This is a genomic window from Halorubrum sp. AS12 (genome assembly GCF_051122765.1).
Classification (GTDB): domain Archaea; phylum Halobacteriota; class Halobacteria; order Halobacteriales; family Haloferacaceae; genus Halorubrum; species Halorubrum trapanicum.
Window position 1 is genome coordinate 439,728 of the sequence record NZ_CP185385.1, and the last position, 17,750, is coordinate 457,477.

Sequence of the window (17,750 nt, forward strand, 5' to 3'; positions counted from 1 at the left end):
GCCGACGGCTCGGAATCGCCCGCGTATATAACAAGCCTTAAGCGCGTTTTCACAGTGGCATTTTGTAATGAGCCAGCAACAAGACTCGTCCGAGGGTTCGGGTTCGTCCCCGCTCGACCTTCTCGAACGCTGGTTCCACGTCCCAGTGCTCGTCGGCGTGTTCGCCGTCATGCTGTGGACGCGGATCCGGTCGTACAGCAACTTCGTCCGCGACGGCGAAGTGTACTTCCGCGGCAACGACGCGTGGTACCACCTCAGAGAAACGACCTACCTCATGGAGAACTGGCCGAACACGCTTCCGTTCGATCCGTGGACAGGGTTCCCGTACGGAGCCCAAGTCGGGCAATACGGTACCCTCTGGGACCACATCATGGCGGTCAGCGTCTGGATCGCTCGCCCGATCATGGGGAGCACCGAGGAAGTCATGCTCGTGATGGCCCCGATCATGGGCGCCCTCGTTGCGATCCCGACGTACTTCATCGCGCGTCGGTTCACCGAGCGCGTTCCCGCGCTCGCCGGCGCGGCGACCCTCGCGCTGTTTTCGGGTACCTTCTTCCGGTACTCGCTCGTCGGCTTCGCCGACCACAGCGCGGCCGAGGTCCTCTTCCAGAGCACCGCCGTCCTCGCGTTCCTCGTCGCCTTCGGCGTCGCGGAGCGAGAGAAGCCGGTGTGGGAGCTCGTCGTGGATCAGGACTGGGAGGCCCTGAAACGCCCCGTCACGTACGCGGTCGCGGCCGGTGTCGCGCTCGGACTCTACCTCTGGACGTGGCAGCCCGGCGTCCTGATGGTCGGGTTCACGGGGATCTTCCTCGCGATCAAGATCACGAGCGACGCCTACCACGGGAAGAGTCCGGAACCGGTCGCGTTCGCCGGCGCGGTCGCGATGACAGTCACGGGTCTGATGCAGGTCGTCCCGCTGAACCAGTTCGGATTCGACCCGACCGGCTACTCCCTGCTCCAGGTCGTCCTCCCGCTCGGCGTCGCAGTCGGCGCCGCCTTCCTCGCGTGGCTCGCGCGCCAGTGGGAGTTCCGCGACATCGACGCGACGACCTACCCGCCTGCTGTCGGTGGACTCATCCTCGCGTCCGCGGGCTTCGTCTGGCTCGCGATCCCGTCGCTGTGGTCGACGCTCGTCGGGAATCTCCTCAACACCGTCGGGTTCAGCGCCACCGCGCAGTTCCGCACCATCGGTGAAGCCACACCGCCGCTCCAAGACGCCGCATTCTCGAACTTCGTCCTCTCGCAGTACGGCCTCGCCTTCTTCCTCGCACTCGCAGCGGTCCTCTACATCCTGGCCCGCCCGCTGTATCTGTCGGACGACACGAACCACACCCTCTACATCCCGGCCGCGCTCGCCGTGGTCGGCTCCGTCTACGCGGTCCCGCAGCTGTACAGCGCCATCGGCGGCGTCATCGGCGTGAGCTGGCAGGTGATCGGTCTCCTCGTCGCCGCGGCCTTCCTCGTCGGCGCGACGCTCCTCGTCGAGTACGACACCGAGGAGCTGTACTTCGTCGTGTGGGCGGCGTTCATCGGGAGCGCGGCATTCACGCAGAGCCGCTTCAACTACTATCTCGCCGTCATCGTCGCGGTCGGGACGGCGTACTTCCTCCAGGTGGCGCTCGACGCGCTCGATCTCACCTCGCTCGACGCGCTCCGCGAGATCGAGGGGTGGCAGGTGCTGACGGTGGTCGCGGTACTCGCCGTCCTCATCGTTCCCCTCGTCGGCGTCGCCACCCCAGTCTGGCAGGCGGGCAACTCCAGCGACCCCGGAAGCGTCGTCCAATGGGACGAGAGCCTCCAGTGGATGAACGACGAGACCCCGCAGCCGGGCGAACTCGAGGGAGCGGACAACCCGATGGAGCTGTACGGCACCTACGAGCGCCCGGCCGACGGCGACTTCGAGTACCCGGAGGGCGCCTACGGCGTCCAGTCGTGGTGGGATTACGGCCACTGGATCACCACGCGCGCCGAGCGCATCCCGAACGCCAACCCGTTCCAGCAGAACGCCGGCGATGCCGCCGACTACCTCCTCGCGCCGAACGAGGAAGAAGCCGCGGAGATCCTCGCAAGCCAGAGCACCGAGGGCAACGACACCCGCTACGTGATGGTCGACTGGCAGATGGCGTCGCCGAACTCCAAGTTCAACGCCCCGGTCACCTTCTACAGCGGTAACGAGACGGTCAACGACTTCAACGAGCTGCTCTACCAGCAGGTCGAGGGGCAGGACGGCCAGCAGGGCGGGCTCCAGGCCGCGCTCCAAATACGGACGCAGCGCTACCACGAGAGCCAGATGATCCGGCTGTACCAGCACTACGGGAGCGCGGTGGAGCCTGAGCCGGTCGTGCTCGACTGGGAGCCGCAGGAAGCGGAGACCAACGCGGGCGAGGTCGTCGACATCAAGGTCCTCCCGAGCGAGGGCGAGCCGATCCAGCGGTTCGACAACCTCTCTGCCGCGCAGTCGTACGTCGAGGAGGACGGCTCGGCACAGGTCGGCGGCGTCATGGGCGTTCCCTCGGAGCGGCTCGACGCGCTCGAACACTACCGGCTGGTTCACGCGACGGAGTCCTTCGGACGGTCGTCGTACGCGCAGCAGGCGACCATCCTCTCACAACGCTTCGGCGTCGACCTCGGGTCGATGTTCGACGCGTCCTTCCGGACCGCGCGCTTCGACGACTTCGTCAAGACGTTCGAACGCGTGCCGGGCGCGACGGTCGAGGGGTCGGGCGCCGAACCCGGCCAAGAGGTCGAGGCGACCGTCGAGATGGAGAAGCCGAACGGGCAGACGTTCGAGTACACGCAGTACGCGACCGCCGACGACGACGGGAGCTTCGAGCTCACGCTCCCGTACTCGACGACGGGCTACGACGAGTTCGGTCCCGAGAACGGGTACACGAACACGAGCGTCCGCGCGACCGGACCGTACAACGTCACCACCGAGCAGACGACCGGCGACGACCTCTACACCACCCAGCACGTCGGACAGGTCGAGGTCACCGAGGGCCAGGTCGTCGGCGCTGACGACTCGGCCGCGACGGTCGAGCTCGAAGAGCAGATCATCGACTGCCCGAGCGGTGACGCGGAGTGTCCGGTCGACGACGGCAGCGGGAGCGACGGCGGGAACTCGACGAACTCGACCGACGCGGGGTCGCTGATCGGGGTCGAGCCGGCCGCGACGACCGCGACCGCACCGAACTGACCACGGTCCCCGAGACGGCGGCCGACGCGGGCGCCCGATCCCGGCCCTTCATTACCGCCGCTCCGCTTTTCGACGTACGAAGATGGTCGAGTTTCGCGAGTGGGCGACACTGTATCTGAAAGGCGTGGCGATGGGGAGCGCCGACGCCGTGCCGGGCGTCTCCGGCGGGACGATCGCGCTCATCGTCGGGATCTACGAGCGGCTCGTGGCCGCGATCACGGCCGCGACCCCCGCGCGACTCCGGCGGATACTCGCGGGCGTGCGCCCGGCGAGCCGCGCCGACGCGCGGACCGCGTTCCGCGAGCTCGACGCCGGCTTCCTCCTTGCGCTCGGCGCGGGGATCGGCACCGCGGTCGTCGCGGTGTTGAGCGGCGTCGACTACCTGCTCGCGACCCGCCCGGTCGCGACGTACGGGTTCTTCTTCGGGCTGATCGCCGCGAGCGCGGCCGTGCTCTTCGCCGACGTCGACCTCTCGACGCCGCGACGGAAGGCGGCCGCGTTCGGCGGATTTGCGGCCGCGTTCCTCGCGTCCGGGTACGCCTCCGCCGCGGTCGAAAGCTCCCTGCCCGTCGTCGCCGTCGCCGGCGCGGTGGCGGTCAGCGCGATGATACTCCCCGGGATCTCCGGCTCGCTACTGCTGATCGTCCTCGGCCAGTACGACTACATGGCGGGGACGGTGGGCCGGTTCGTCGACGGCGTCGTCGCGCTCGCGCTGGGTCGGGGGACTGACGGAATCGTCGAGACCGCGCCGGTCGTCGCCGCGTTCTGCGCGGGCGGCGTCGTCGGACTGGTCACCATCGCGCATGCGGTCCGGTACGCGCTCTCCCGCGCTCGCGAGGCGACGCTGGCGTTCCTCGTGAGCCTCGTCGTCGGCGCGCTCCGCGCGCCGCTCATCGAGACGGGAGACACGTTGGTCGAGAGCGGCGAGTCGTGGCGATCGGCCGCGCCGCGGTTCGCGCTGGCGGCGCTGGTCGGCGCCGGCGTCGTCCTCCTGTTGAACCGCTACTCAGCGGCGATCGAGTACTAACTCGCTGCGGGATAGATCAGTTGCCGCGGAGCAGATCAGTCGCCGCGGGTCGGAGCGCGTCGCTCGACTGAGCGCACCGCGCAACGCCTTTTCCGTTCCCGCTCGTACGCTCGCGTATGGTTCAGATGGAATCCGACTCGGCGCTCGACCGCGGCGACGCCGCTCCCGACTTCGAACTGCCCGGCGCGGACGGAGAGACGTACGCGCTCGACGACTTCGAGACGGACGCGCTGCTCGTCGTGTTCACCTGTAACCACTGCCCGTACGCGAAGGCGAAGATCGACCTGCTGAACGACCTGGCGGCCGAGTACGACGACCTCGCCGTCGTCGGGATCAACCCCAACGACGCCGACGAGTACCCCGAGGACTCCTTCGAGACCATGCGTCAGCGCGTCGCCGACGGGACGGTCGCGTACGACGCGTACCTCCGCGACGAGACCGGCGAGGTCGCGGCCGCCTACGACGCGGTGTGTACGCCCGACCCGTTCCTCTTCGGCCGCGAAGACGGCGCGTGGCGGTTGCGGTATCACGGCCGGCTCGACGACGCCCTCAACCCCGACGACGAGCCGACGGAGTTCTACGTCCGCGACGCGGTCGACGCCGTGCTCGCGGGCGAGGAGGTCGAGATTCCGGACCGCCCCTCCCGCGGCTGCTCGATCAAGTGGCCCGACGAGTAGGGCGGTGCCGGATCGGCGTTCCGTCAGAGACGGGTTAACAAGGATCCGGGCCGAAGAGGACGTATGAGCACCAGAGACGAGGAGCCGGACCTTCACGAGATAGACCGCTACGACGGCGGCGTCGGCTGGATCGCGTACCCCGACGAGGCGATGGAGCGCGCGAGCCACGCGTTCGCGGTCGCGAACGAGGAGACGGACGCGGACGACGTGTGGGTGGTCGACCCGGTCGACGCGCCCGGCGTCGACGACCTGCTCGACGAGCTGGGGACCGTCGCCGGCGTCGTGGTCGGACTCGACCGCCACGTGCGCGACAGCGGCGAACTCGCCGAGCGCCACGGCGTCCCGGTGTACGTCCCCGAGTGGATGTCCGGCGTCGCGGAGGAGCTCGGGCCGGACGTCGACATCGAGCGGTTCGGCTCGCGGCTCGCCGACACCGGCTTCGAGGCGATCCGGATCCGCGACTCCTCGCTCCCGCCGTGGCAGGAGGTCGGCCTGTTCGACGGGGAGACGCTGATCGTCCCCGAGTCGCTCGGCACGGGGTCGTTCTTCCGCGGCGACCGCGAGCGCCTCGGCGTCCACCCGGTGCTTCGGCTCACGCCGCCGACGACCGCGCTCTCCGGTCTCGATCCCGAGCGCGTCCTCGTCGGCCACGGCGTGGGCGTCCACGAGCGCGCGGCCGTCGCCGTCGAGGACGCCCTCTCGAACTCGCGGGGGAAGGCCCCCAGGCTGTACGCGAAGACCCTTCGGTCCGCGCTGCCGTTCTGAACGCGGGCGAGACGCCCGTCTCGGCGACGGATACCCCTTCTCCCACCGGCCGACCCGTGCGTGTCCTTTTGCCGTCCCGTCCCGTAGCCCGGAGCGAACAGTGATCTACGTCACCCGCGACCTGTTGACCGTGCTCCGCGAGCGCGCCGCGAGCGAGGACCCCGACGAGGTGAACGTCCGGCTCTCGGCGACGCCCGCCGGCGAGTTCGAGACCGACCTCGGCCTCGACCCGGAGACGCCGGTCGTGACCCACTTCACGCTGCCGTCCGTTGGCGGATCCGTCAGCTCCGTGTTCGGCGTCGACCTGGGCACGCCGGCCGGCGAGGGCGGCGCACGGTTCCTCTCGCACCCGGACGGCTTCCTCGGCGTGTCGCGGACGGACGACCTCGCGGCCGTGGTGCTCGTCGCCGTCCCGCCGTACGACGACGACTCCGTCGCCGCGTTCGATCGCTCCGGGGACGGGGTCGAACTCGCCGTCGTCGACGCGGTCCCGCCGACCGAGTCCGTTCCGGAGTGAGAGGCTCTGTTGAAATCCTATTCTTCAGACATATTCTTGCCTGAAATAGCCGGTCGATGAGAGCTGCTTAGTTACCAGAGTGAGAGGTGGTTGGCGGACGCGTTTCTGGTGATTCTATTCTGGCTTGGATGTCAGCGCCTCGCACCGCGACGCCGGCACTTCACCGCTAGACACGGCCATGCCGCCGCGCGTGTTCACGCTGGCTTGGAGTGACAGGCACGTGTAGTCCTCGCCGTCAAAGGTGAATTCGAGCCGCCACTCGTCGTCACCGGCGAGTCGAACCCGGAACGTGTAGACCGCCCGATCGTGGAGGGATTCGTGTTCTACGACTTCGGTCGCCCAATACCCCTCGTTGTCGCCGTCCACCGGTTCCGGCTCCACGGTGACACTCGAATCTACGACCACCTCGTCGCCGCGGTTGACCTGATACTCGAACGTTCGAGACTCTGGCGAGTAATTCTCGAACTCGATGTCCTCGACCGCGACACCGGGCGGCGGGGACTCGGACGTGACGCACCCGGAGAGCGCGAGCGACCCTGCGGCCACCAGCGAAAGCATCTCCCGGCGGGTTCTGTTCACCATTTATGCCCGTGTGTAGAAGTGCTACCCGGATAGTTCGTTCGCCTCAACGCCACAACAAGAGCCGCGGCTGCTGCTCGTTATCCTGTGCGTAGTGGTTGGTGGAGACGCTGTATTGACCGCAACCGGAGCAGAATATATCACTCGCTGAGGATTTCAACAGAGCCGAGTGAGAAGAACAGGAGTTTCAAGCGGCCGGAGGGAGTAGGTCGCATCGATGGCAGCACGGCCACCCGGCGGCGGCGATACGGAAGAGCCGGAGGCGATCGAGTTCGGCATCGCGGCGCTCGACGCTCGGCTCGACGAGGCGGAGGTGTCGTTTCCCGCGACGGCCGCGGAGCTACGCGACGCGCTCGGCGATCAGGCGGTCCCCTACGACGCGCAGGGGCGCTCTATCACGCTCTCGGACGCCCTCGACCGCGTGCCACAGGAGGAGTTCGAAAACGAGACGGCGTTTCTCAACGCGCTCTATCCGGTGTTCGACGAAGCGCGCCGCGAGGAGCGCGGCGTGATCGCCAGCCTCCGCGACGCCCTTCCCTTCTGAGCCGGCGGCGAGCGGCGACGGAGTCGTCCGAACCGCTCACCGAGCCTCCGAGCGGGCCTCGATTTCGGCCGACTCCTCGTCCTGTTCGCCGGTGTCGTAGCGCTCGATAACGTCGTTGACCAGGACGATGTCGCCGACAGCGCGGACCCAGCGGTACGGGACGATGACGCCGGTCGAGCCGCCGACCTGTCCGGCGAACAGCTCGTGGTTGAGTTCGACGAGCGCGAGTCCGGTCACGGCCCGGGCGTCCAGGTCGAGCTGGATGTCCTCGATTTCGCCGACGAAGACGCCGTTGCTCGAGTACACCTCGCGACCGACCAGCGACGTGATCTCTTCGGGGGCTGCGTTCATACTCGATACGGTCACGAGCGCGCCTAATAAGCGTTCGTTGTCGAACGACGCGCGTCGGACATCTCACCCTCCCGCGCGTCGGCCGCCATCTCCTGTTTTCCCGCGTCACTCCCGCGGCGCGATCACCTCGATCGGGTGTCGCGGGGACGAGTCCAGCAGGGCGTCGAGCTGCTCGGTACAGGACGTGCCGGGGGCGACGACGGTGCGGTCGGTGTCGCCGAACTGCTCGCGGAGCGGCTCGCCCACGTCCATGCTCAGCTCGTAGTAGTCGGTCTTGTAGCCGAACGAGCCGGCCATCCCGCAACACTCCGTCTCGGAGACGCGCACGTCGTAGCCGAGGCGCTCGAACACCGCGGTCGCGTACTCGCCCACTTCGACCGTGCGGGCCTGACAGTGCGGGTGGTACGCGATGCGCTTACCGGACGCCACCGGCCCGGTCCCCTCGCTCGGCGCGCGCAGCGCCGCCGGGTCGCCGCCCGCCTCCAGCAGGCCGAACACGTACTCCATCGCGTCGTAGCTCGCGTCCGCGAGCCGCTCGTACGACTCGCTCGGGAGGAACCGCTCGTACTCGCGGCGGAACGTCGCGAGGTCGCTCGGCTCGATGACGACCACGTCGCGCCCGGCGTCGACGTGTGGCGCCAGCCCGGCGTACACGTCTTCGGCCGCCGCCTCGGCGGTCGCGATCATCCCCTGCGAGAGCGGGGGACGTCCGCTGCCGGGGAGATCCGGCACCCGAACGCGGACCCCGAGCGCCTCCAGCGCGCGCACCGTCGCCTTCCCGCGCTCGACGTCGACGTAGTTCGTCGCGGTGTCGGGGTAGACGACGGCCTCGCGGATCGCCTCGGCCTCGGAGACGGCGGGGCCGCCCCGGGCTTCGAACCAGTCGACGAGCGACTCGCGCGCGAACTCGGGGAGATCGCGGCGGCGGTCGATCCCGACGACGCGCTCGGCGAGCGCGCGCAGGGGACCGGCGTTCGCGAGCCGGTTCGCGACCGGCGCGGTCTCGTGTCCCAGCTTCGCGAGCGTCGCGTAGTTGCCGACCAGCCGGGTAGCCAGATCGAGGCCGCCCGGCTCCTCGTCGGGGACCAGCTCCTCGAACGCCCAGTCGAGCTGGCTCGGGTCCGCCTCGCCGCGGTTGATCCGGTCACGGACCGCGGTGTTGATCCACGGGATGTCGATGCCGACGGGACAGGCCGGGACGCAGCGCGAGCAGCCGGTACAGAGGTCGTTGAACTCGGCGGCGGTGTCGAGTCCCTCGATGCCGGCCTCCCAGCCCGTGGCGATGCCGCCGGAGTAGGTCTCGCCGCCGAACGCGTGGCCGCCGACGCTCTGGAAGTTCCCGCAGGCGTTCGAGCAGGCCGAACACCGGATACAGTACAGCGTCTCCTTCAGCGTCTCGTCGTCGCGCATCGCCAGCCGGCCGTTGTCGATCAAGACGAGGTGGAACTCGCGGTCGGACGCAGCGCCGTCTGGATCGGCGGCCAGCGGCGTCGCGTCGTCCTCGAAGTTGGGAACGGGCGAGTCCACGGGGGGCGTGAGCGTCGAGATGTAGGAGGTCACGTCCTGACCGGTCCCCGACCGACCGATCAGCTCGACGAACGGGGAGAACTCCTCGACGGTCGGGACGAGCTTCTCGACGCCCGCGACCGCGACGTGGGTGTCGGTCGCCGTCACCGTCTTCCGGGCGTTCCCCTCGCTGGTGACGAGCAGCATGGTGCCCGAGTCGGCCGCAATGAAGTTGGCGCCGGTCATCCCGAGGTCGGCGTCCTCGATCAGGTCGCCGAGCCGCTCGCGGGCGAACATCGTGAGCTCCTCGGCGGTCTCAGGCGGGTCGTCGAGGTCGAACCGCTCGGCGAACAGCTCCGCGATCCCCTCGCGGGACTTGTGGATCGCCGGGGCGACGATGTGCGACGGCTCCTCGTCGGCCAGCTGGAGCACCCACTCCCCGAGGTCAGTCTCGACGACCTCCACGCCATCCTCGGCGAGCGCGTCGTTCACCTCGATCTCCTCGGAGGTCATCGACTTCGATTTCACCGCGCGCTCGGCGTCGCGCTCGGCCGCGACCTCCCGGATGTACCGGTTCGCGTCCGCGGCGTCGTCCGCGAGGTAGACCGTGCCGCCGTTCGCCTCCACGGTCTCTCTCACCTCGTCGATGAGCTCCGGGAGCCGTTCGATGGCGTCCTCCTTTATCGAGCGCGCCTCCGCTTTCAGCGCCTCGTAGCCCTCGAGGCGACCGGTCGACTCGTAGCGCCCCTCGTTGAACCCGCGGGTGTTCGCCGCGACCGCGTCCCCCTCCGTCGCCAGCAGCCCGCGGATCCGCTCGGCCTTCGTCTCTCGGTCGATGTCGCTCGCCTCCGCGGTCCCGGCGCTTTCGGCGGTACCGCCGGGGTCGGCGTCGCTGCTCATCGGTCCCCCTCCGTCCCGTCGACCGAGCTACTCCCGGCCGCGTCGCTCGCGTCGTCGGCCGCGTCGCCGTCGCGCAACAGGACGACGTGGACCTCCTTCGGCCCGTGCGCGCCGTGGACGAGGCCGCCCATGTCCGCGGTGGCGCTCGGACCGGTCGCAAACACCACGTCGACCGACTCGTCGCGCGCCCGCGGGCCGAGCCAGTCGAAGGCGTCGGGCATGTCCGGGACGATGTCACGCTCGCGGAGGACGACCACGTGGCGGTCGACGAAGAGGCTCACCGGCTCCGTCCCGGCCGCGTCCGCTTCGAGCGCGACGCTCCCGTACTCGGCGACGCCGAGCGACGCCGCGGTGACGCCGGTGTGGGCCGCGCGTAAGTCGGCGGTCGCAGGGTCGGTGTCAACCCGGTCGGGCAGCGTCGCGGGCGAGTCCGCGAACGCGTCCGGTCCCGAGCGCGCGAGCGGTACCCCGACCGCCGGCTCGCCCGCGGCCGCGTCGATCATGGCCGCGCACTCCGCCGGCGATCCCGCGGAGACCGCGACCCCGATCTCGTCGAGCCGACCGGTGAACGTCGACGCGTCTGCGAGTGTCATGATCGTCCGTTCGCCGGCCATCATATTGGTGTTGCGGCCGTTCTCGGAGCGCAGAAGTGTGCGCCGAGACGGTCCCGTTCGACGCGGCTGGAACGGGCGAATTCCCGCGACGTCGGCACACGGCAGGAGCTTTTTCATCGCTCGACCGCGAGGGATTCGCATGGCGACTAACACCCCGGAGCCGGACCCGACGGACGGCGGGGACTTCGACTACGCCGGCGGCGCGGTGGAGCGGCCGGAGCTCGTCGACGCGCTCGACCGCCGCGTCGACGGGGACGTGCGGTTCGACGACTACTCGAAGCGGCTGTACGCGACCGACGCCTCGGCGTACGAGGTCACCCCGATCGGCGTCGTGATCCCGGAGTCGACCGCGGACGTCGCGGCCGTCCACGAGTACTGCTTCGCCGAGGGGATCCCCGTCCTCCCCCGCGGCGGCGGCACCTCGCTCGCGGGGCAGACCGTCAACGAGGCCGTCGTCCTCGATCTCACCGGCGAGATGGACGCGGTGGTGTCGACCGCTCCCGACGCGAAGACGGCGCGCGTTCAGGCGGGCGCGTACGTCGGCGACCTCAACGCCGCGGTCGAGTCGGACGGCCTGAAGTTCGCGCCCGACCCGGCGTGGCGCGACAAGTCCGCGGTCGGCGGCGCGATCGGCAACAACTCCACCGGCTCCCACTCGCTGAAGTACGGGAAGACCGACCACTACGTCGAGGAGCTGGAGGTCGTCCTCGCGGACGGCACCGTGACGACGTTCGGCGAGGTCGCGGTCGAGGAACTGCGGGAGTCCGCGGACCCCGACAGCGACGACCTGCTACCTCGAATCCACGCCGAGATCGTGCGAATCCTCGACGAGGAGGCGGACCGGATCGACGAGCGGTTCCCGGAACTGAAGCGGAACGTCTCCGGCTACAACCTCGACCGCCTGCTCGCCGAGTACCGCGGCGAGCACGGCGAGGCGGGCGTCGTCAATCTCGGCCGGCTCATGGCCGGCAGCGAGGGGACGCTCGCGACCGTCACCGAGGCGACCCTCTCGCTCGTCGAGATCCCCGAGACGAAGGCGGTGGCGCTGCTCACCTACGACGACCTCCTCGACGCGATGGAGGATGTCGCGGCGTGTCTCGAACACGACCCCGCCGCCGTCGAGGTGATGGACGACGTGCTCCTCGGCCTCGCGGCCGACACGCCGGAGTTCGCGGACGTCGTCGACATGCTCCCCGACGGGACCGACTCCGTGCTGCTCGTCGAGTTCTACGCCGACAGCGACGCCGAGGGGAAACGGAAGGTCGCGGACCTGATCGCGGACCGGGCGGGCGCCGGCGGAGACGAACCCGGTCCCGGCGTCGACACCGAGACCGACCCGACCCCGGGCGCCGCCGAGACGACGAGCCACCCGCGCCGCGCCGTCGACGCGCTGGAGGCCCACGACCCCGACGAGCGCGACCGGTTCTGGAAGATGCGCAAGGCGGGCCTCCCGATCCTCCTCTCTCGTACTACCGACGAGAAGCACATCTCCTTCATCGAGGACTGCGCCATCCCGCCGGAACACCTCCCCGAGTACACCCGCGAGTTCCAGCAGATACTGGCGGACAACGACACGTTCGCCACCTTCTACGCGCACGCCGGGCCGGGCGTATTACACATCCGCCCGCTGATCAACACGAAAGAGGTTGACGACGTCGACGCGATGGTCGACATCGCGGACCGCGTCACCGACGCGGTGGTCCGGCTCGGCGGCTCGGTGTCCGGCGAGCACGGCGACGGCCGCGCCAGGACCCAGTGGAACCGGAAGCTGTACGGCGACGACCTCTGGGACGCCTTCCGCGAGCTGAAGACCGCCTTCGACCCCGACTGGCTTCTCAACCCCGGGAACGTCTGCGGCGAGTTCGACATGCGCGAGAACCTCCGGTTCGACGACGACTACGAGTACGACGCCGGCTTCGACCCCGCGATGGAGTGGGCGATCGACAACGGGATGCAGGGAATGGTGGAGCTCTGTCACGGCTGCGGGGGCTGTCGCGGCCCGCAGGAGACCACCGGCGGCGTGATGTGCCCGACCTACCGCGCCTCCGAGGAGGAGATCCAGGCGACCCGCGGCCGGGCGAACACCCTCCGCGGGGCGATGAGCGGAGAGCTTCCGGACGACCCGACCGACGACGAGTTCGTCACCGAGGTGATGGACCTCTGTGTCGGCTGTAAGGGCTGTAAGGTGGACTGCCCGAGCGGCGTCGACATGGCGAAGCTGAAGGCGGAAGTCGAGCACGCCCACCACGAGGAACACGGGATCGACCTTCGGACGCGGCTGCTCGGCCACTTCGAGTCGCTCGCGCCGCTCGCTTCGAAGCTCGCGCCTCTCTCGAACCTCCCGAACAAGATTCCGGGCAGCGGTCTCCTCGCGGAGAAGGCGCTGGGGATCGCGAGGGAGCGGGACCTCCCGACCTTCCGCTCGGAGACGCTCACCGACTGGTTCGAGGCGCGCGACGGTGCGCGCGTCCCGCGCGAGGAGGCCGACCGCGACGTGCTCGTATTCCCCGACGTGTACACCACCTACACGAACCCCGCGGCCGGAAAGGCGGCGGTGCGCGTACTGGAGGCCGCGAACTGCCACGTCGCGATTCCGGACGTGGACGGCAGCGGGCGCCCCGCGCACTCGAAGGGGATGCTCGACGTGTCGCGCGCGACGGCGAAAGACGCCGTGGAGACGCTCGCGCCCGACGTCCGCGACGGCTGGGACGTGGTCGTCGTCGAACCCTCCGACGCCGTCATGCTCCAGTCGGACTACCACGACCTGCTCGACGGCGGGGCCAGCGACGTGCCCGACGCCAACGTGGCGGCCGTCTCGGAGAACGCCTACGGAGTCATGGAGTACGTCGACGCCTTCCGCCTCGACGAGGCGCTCCCCCTCGACGCGCCGACCGAGTCGCTCACCTACCACGGCCACTGCCACCAGAAGGCGACGAAGAAGGACCACCACGCCGTCGGCGTGCTGCGGCGCGCCGGCTACGGCGTCGACCCGCTCGACTCCTCCTGTTGCGGGATGGCCGGCTCGTTCGGCTACGAGGCCGAGCATTACTCGATGAGCAAAGCGATCGGCGAGACCCTGTTCGACCAGGTCTCGGCCAGCGACGGCGACGCCCTCGTCGCGCCCGGCACCTCCTGTCGGACGCAGTTGGAGGAGGGTCCCGGCGAGGTGCCGGAGCCGGCCCACCCGGTCGAGAAGCTGGCGGCCGCGCTGGCGTAGCGCGTCGGCGCGGTCGCGCGGTCACTCCGTCGTCGACCACACGTTCGCCCCGACGAGGGCGATCAGGTACGAGAAGACCGGGAACGTCACCGCGACGACGGCCAGGAGCGCGGGCTCGAGTCCGGCGGGTTCGTCGGAGAGCCACCCGGTGTACTGGAGGACCGCCAGCGTGAGGACCACGACGACCGTGTTGAGCGCGTACTCGGAGAGCGACGGGTTCGGGAACCGCATACGACGGGGTGGCGCCGCCGCTCACTCAACGTTTTCGGCCCGAACTCGTTCGCGCTCCCGCCGCCGGGCCAATACCCGTTTGAACCCCTTCCCCGGACCGCCCTCAATCGGCCACCCGTTCGTTCGCCACTGGGGGGGTTCGGGGAAAACTCCGAGCAGGAGCCGGAACACTCCCGCGCGGTGGGGAGTTTCCCCTTCGCCGCGCAGTGCGGGACGAGCGCGCGGCCCTCGCGTCGGAGTTCGAAGTGGCGACAGTCGGGCCGCATCGTGTCGTGGTACGAGCGCCACCCCTTCCCGTAAGCGCGCTCCGCGATCTCCAGCCGCAGCGTCTCGGTCTCGGCGTCGCGGCGCTCGTGGTCTGCGGGCGAGAGGTCGCTCGGATGCCACGCCACGTCGGCCGCGTCGGCGTCGACGCCCGCGGAGAAGTCGGTCGCGAGGATCCCGGCCTCGACGGGCATCTCGCGGAGCAGCGCGGGCTCGACGCGCTCGCCGGTCGTCTCGGTCGCGAGCCACGCCTCGTCGGCGAGACCGGTCTCGATGTCGTGGTCCAGCTGATCGGCGAGCCGATCGGCCGCCGAGCGGTCGAGGTCCGGCTTGTTCTCGACCGCGACGATCCGCTCGACCCAGTTCGGGTACGGTCGCACCCGGCGAAGCTGGATCCGGTTGTTCCGGCGGCGCTTCTCGATCAGGTCCCGGCCCGCTGCGCGGTGGACCGCCTGCCGGACGTAGCGCCACGGGTAGCCGGGGTCGGGCAGCGCGTCGCGGTACCACGCCCACTCGGCGGGCGCGCCCCGGACGACGTGGAGGAGGTCCGAGTCGATGGTCCGGTCGCCGAACGCGCGCCGCCGTTCGAACGCCTCCGGATCGACTTCGATCACGACCGTGTCCCAGCGGCGCTCCTGCGTTCCGAGCTGGCGGGCGACGATAGCCGGTCGGTGCCCCTCGCTCGGGTGCCAAGCAAGCTCGGCGTACCGGCAGACGAGAAGCTCGTAGCCGAACTCGGCGTCGGGCGTCACTGGTCGAACCGTTGTGGGCGGCCGACAAAAGGAAACCGCTCGGGAACGGGACGGTCGTCGACCGCGGTCCGCCCCAGCATCCCGATCAGACGTACTTGCCGTTCTCCTCGTCTTTCCGCTCGTCGAGGTACTCGTGTGCCTCCTCTAAGATCTCGCGGGGACCGTCCTGGGTGATCGTGTTGAGCGCCTGGTCGTAGTCGCGCCACTGGAGGTCGCGGTGTTCCTTCGAGAGCTCGGCGCTCGCCTCGAACGAGCGGGCGATGAACAGGTGGACCGTCTTGTGGATGGTCTTGCCGTTCGCCTCGAACACGTAGTCGTACTCCTTGCGGAAGCCGTCGATCAGCCGGAAATCCTCGATCCCGGCCTCCTCGCCGACTTCCCGTATCGCCGTCTGCTGGAGTTCCTCGTCCCCCTCGACCCCGCCTTTGGGGAACTCCCAGTCCCCGGTCGGCTCTTCAGGAGCAGGTACTCCCGTTCGCCGCGGGTGTCGCGGAAGAGGATAGCTCCGGCACTGGTCGCTTCGACCGTCATTAGCCGCAGGTAAGCGATCACCCCTAAAGAGCGTGTCGGACTTCCGAACAGATCCGAGCGACTCGGCGGCGTCGACCGGTCTGCGGACGAGATTCGCGGGTCGATCGCGCGCGCCGACCGCGGGTAGATGCGTTTTTACCGCTCGGGCGGCCATTTGCGCACGACCCCCAGCCATGACCTTCGTCACGAAACTCGACTTCGCGTCCGGCGACCGCGACGTGCTCGCCGAGACCGTCCAGGAACTCAAAGAGACGCTCGAACGCAAGGGCGCCGAGTGTAAAGGCCCGCACGCGACTCCCTCGGAGACCGTCACCGTCCCGCTGTACAAGAACCTCTCGCCCGGCGACGAGTTCTCGCCGTGGCGCTACGACGTGTACCGGCGCTCGATGGAGATCCACGGGGCCGACGACATCGCGCGCGACGTCGTCGGGCGCGACTTCCCCGACTCGATCCACGTCGAGGTCGAGGTCGACCAGAAGAAGCCGCTCGGTCACCGGCGGGACTGAGGCGCGCGACGCCGCCGAACCGGCGGTCGAAACGGTCACGGCTGCGGTTTTTGCCGCGACGGATTCCCGCCGCCAGCGCCCCGCTCGTCAGCCGAGCGTCCGCAGGTTCTCCGTCTCGACGCGGTCCGGGAGCCGGTCGAGCGCGCGCTCGCACCACGCGTCGTGCCCCAGCGTGAGCGCCGTCTCGGGGTTGGCCGACGCGAGCGCGACGACCCCCTCTGCGGCCGCGACCTGCGCCGCGTCGTCGGTTCGCTCGGGCACCTCGGCGGTGAGCGGGTACGTCTCCGAGAGCGCGGGCGGGTACGGGCCGAACGGGGGTTTCACGCGCCACACGGCGTCGTACTCGTGATCGGAGGGGGCCTTCGACTCGGTGAGGAGGAGCTTCTCGGGCGCCGCCAGCCGAGCGAGGCGGTCCTGGTGGCGATCTACCTCCGGGCGGCGGGCCGCCTCGTGGGAGGTGTAGAAGAACGCGTCCTTCGAGCCGGGGTCGGTGCGCTCCAGCTCGTCGGCGTGGTCGAGCAGCGCGCGGTACCCGTCGAGCATCGCCGGGTGGCCGCGGGCGCGGCGGTCGACCAGTTCGAGCAGCGTCCCCGACCGGATCGCCTCCTTCACGCGGCGCAGCTCCTCGAAGGTGACGTGGAGGTTGTGCTCGGCGAGCAGCCGCTCCGTCTCCGCGTCGTCGAACCCGCGGAGGTCCGCCGGCGTGTGGTCAGCGCACACAGGACACGAGCAGGGGAAGTAGTCGAGCTCTTCGAGGTGTTCGGTCCCCGAGACGGTGAGGTAGCGGCCGTCGCGCGCCATCAGCGCGTAGGCGGCCGAGTCGAACAGGTCGCAGCCGGCCGCCACCGCGAGCGCCAGCATCATCGGGTGGCCGGCGCCGAACAGGTGGACCGGCGCGCCCGGGCCGAGCCCGCGCTTCGCCGCGCGCACCGCCTCGACCGTCTCGGCGTAGCGGTAGGAGTTGAGCAGCGGCACCATCGCGCCGACCGGGAACACGTCGAGGTCGGTCGCGGCCGCGTGCCTCCCCGCATCTTCGCGGAGGTCCGCATACGTCGACCCCTGAACCGGCGCGTTGACGAGCATCTCGCCGGTCTCGGCGTCCTCGGCGTCCGCGAGCGCCTGCTGCGTGGTCGCCAGCTCCCGCTCAGCTTGTTCGCGGTCGGCGTCGGGCGGCGTGGGCACGTCGACGGGGGTCGCCACGTCGCTGCCAATCTGCCGCTGGAACTCGATGATCTCCGCGGTCGTCACGTCGATGTCGCCGTACTCGGCCAGCTGGAAGGAGCCGGAGTCGGTCATGATCGCGCCGTCGAAGCCGAGGAACTCGTGGAGTCCCTCGTCGACCGCGCGGTCGCGGATGCGGTCGGTGCTGCGGATGATGTAGGAGTTCGTGATCAGCATCTCCGCGCCGAACTCCGATTCGAGCCGCTCCGGCTCGATCGTGAGCACGTTGGGATTGACCACGGGCAGGAGCGCCGGCGTCTCGACCGTGACGTCGGCGCGGGGGACCTGCTAGCCGGCCGATCCGCCCGGCGGCGTCGTGGTCCCGGATCTCGAAGTGATCGCGCATACCCCG

13 protein-coding genes and 3 pseudogenes are annotated in these 17,750 nt (G+C 69.6%); 8 read left to right on the forward strand and 8 right to left on the reverse strand.

All coding sequences use genetic code 11. The features are described from left to right. The first annotated feature begins 67 nt into the window (after window positions 1–67). From ACODNG_RS02210 to ACODNG_RS02230, 5 genes are all read left to right on the forward strand, one after another. Window positions 68–3,196 (forward strand): oligosaccharyl transferase, archaeosortase A system-associated, encoded by a 3,129-nt coding sequence (locus ACODNG_RS02210; protein ID WP_434522257.1) that lies wholly within the window; start codon window positions 68–70, stop codon window positions 3,194–3,196. 82 nt (window positions 3,197–3,278) lie between these two features. Next, entirely contained in the window at window positions 3,279–4,223 is a 945-nt protein-coding gene (locus ACODNG_RS02215) for a DUF368 domain-containing protein (RefSeq protein WP_434522258.1), read from the forward strand. 116 nt (window positions 4,224–4,339) lie between these two features. Then, entirely contained in the window at window positions 4,340–4,900 is a 561-nt protein-coding gene (locus tag ACODNG_RS02220; protein WP_434522259.1) for a thioredoxin family protein, read from the forward strand. Between the two features lie 63 nt (window positions 4,901–4,963). Next, complete coding sequence (locus tag ACODNG_RS02225; protein ID WP_434522260.1) at window positions 4,964–5,665, forward strand: hypothetical protein; 702 nt, start codon at window positions 4,964–4,966, stop codon at window positions 5,663–5,665. A gap of 100 nt (window positions 5,666–5,765) precedes the next feature. After that, the gene (locus ACODNG_RS02230) at window positions 5,766–6,182 is read left to right on the forward strand and encodes a hypothetical protein (RefSeq protein ID WP_434522261.1); all 417 of its coding nucleotides are present in this window, start codon (window positions 5,766–5,768) and stop codon (window positions 6,180–6,182) included. Between the two features lie 114 nt (window positions 6,183–6,296). Here the strand turns inward: ACODNG_RS02230 and ACODNG_RS02235 are convergent, their stop codons facing one another. Continuing rightward, complete coding sequence (locus tag ACODNG_RS02235; RefSeq protein ID WP_434522262.1) at window positions 6,297–6,764, reverse strand: hypothetical protein; 468 nt, start codon at window positions 6,762–6,764, stop codon at window positions 6,297–6,299. A gap of 214 nt (window positions 6,765–6,978) precedes the next feature. On the opposite strand from ACODNG_RS02235, the gene ACODNG_RS02240 reads away from it, so the two are divergent. Next, window positions 6,979–7,305, forward strand: a complete 327-nt coding sequence (locus tag ACODNG_RS02240) for a hypothetical protein (RefSeq protein ID WP_434522263.1) — start codon at window positions 6,979–6,981, stop codon at window positions 7,303–7,305. Between the two features lie 36 nt (window positions 7,306–7,341). Here the strand turns inward: ACODNG_RS02240 and ACODNG_RS02245 are convergent, their stop codons facing one another. From ACODNG_RS02245 to ACODNG_RS02255, 3 genes are all read right to left on the reverse strand, one after another. Further along, window positions 7,342–7,656 (reverse strand): PRC-barrel domain-containing protein, encoded by a 315-nt coding sequence (locus ACODNG_RS02245; protein ID WP_434522264.1) that lies wholly within the window; start codon window positions 7,654–7,656, stop codon window positions 7,342–7,344. Window positions 7,657–7,761: 105 nt separating this feature from the next. After that, window positions 7,762–10,062 carry an LUD domain-containing protein gene (locus ACODNG_RS02250; RefSeq protein ID WP_434522265.1) on the reverse strand — a complete coding sequence of 767 codons (2,301 nt, stop codon included), beginning with the start codon at window positions 10,060–10,062 and terminating at the stop codon, window positions 7,762–7,764. Next, window positions 10,059–10,655: an LUD domain-containing protein gene (locus ACODNG_RS02255; RefSeq protein WP_434522266.1), complete on the reverse strand. Its 597-nt coding sequence runs from the start codon at window positions 10,653–10,655 to the stop codon at window positions 10,059–10,061. The genes ACODNG_RS02250 and ACODNG_RS02255 overlap by 4 nt, the downstream gene beginning before the upstream one ends. 160 nt (window positions 10,656–10,815) lie before the next feature. Here ACODNG_RS02255 and ACODNG_RS02260 point away from each other — a divergent pair, with 160 nt between their 5' ends. Continuing rightward, window positions 10,816–13,893, forward strand: a complete 3,078-nt coding sequence (locus ACODNG_RS02260; RefSeq protein WP_434522267.1) for an FAD-binding and (Fe-S)-binding domain-containing protein — start codon at window positions 10,816–10,818, stop codon at window positions 13,891–13,893. 21 nt (window positions 13,894–13,914) lie between these two features. Here the strand turns inward: ACODNG_RS02260 and ACODNG_RS02265 are convergent, their stop codons facing one another. The 3 genes and pseudogenes from ACODNG_RS02265 to ACODNG_RS02275 all read right to left on the reverse strand — a co-directional run bounded on the left by ACODNG_RS02265 (window position 13,915) and on the right by ACODNG_RS02275 (window position 15,671). Next, a complete protein-coding gene (locus ACODNG_RS02265; protein ID WP_434522268.1) occupies window positions 13,915–14,124 on the reverse strand; it encodes a hypothetical protein in 210 nt (69 codons plus the stop codon). A 21-nt stretch (window positions 14,125–14,145) separates the two neighbouring features. Continuing rightward, window positions 14,146–15,140, reverse strand: a pseudogene (locus ACODNG_RS02270) (DUF5787 family protein). 85 nt (window positions 15,141–15,225) lie between these two features. Beyond that, window positions 15,226–15,671, reverse strand: a pseudogene (locus tag ACODNG_RS02275) (bis(5'-nucleosyl)-tetraphosphatase). A 173-nt stretch (window positions 15,672–15,844) separates the two neighbouring features. Here ACODNG_RS02275 and ACODNG_RS02280 point away from each other — a divergent pair. Then, window positions 15,845–16,177, forward strand: coding sequence for a 30S ribosomal protein S10 (locus tag ACODNG_RS02280; RefSeq protein WP_434522269.1), 333 nt, complete (start codon window positions 15,845–15,847; stop codon window positions 16,175–16,177). 87 nt (window positions 16,178–16,264) lie between these two features. On the opposite strand, the pseudogene tgtA reads toward ACODNG_RS02280, so the two are convergent. Continuing rightward, window positions 16,265–17,744: pseudogene (tgtA, locus tag ACODNG_RS02285) on the reverse strand (tRNA guanosine(15) transglycosylase TgtA). Window positions 17,745–17,750: the final 6 nt, after the last annotated feature.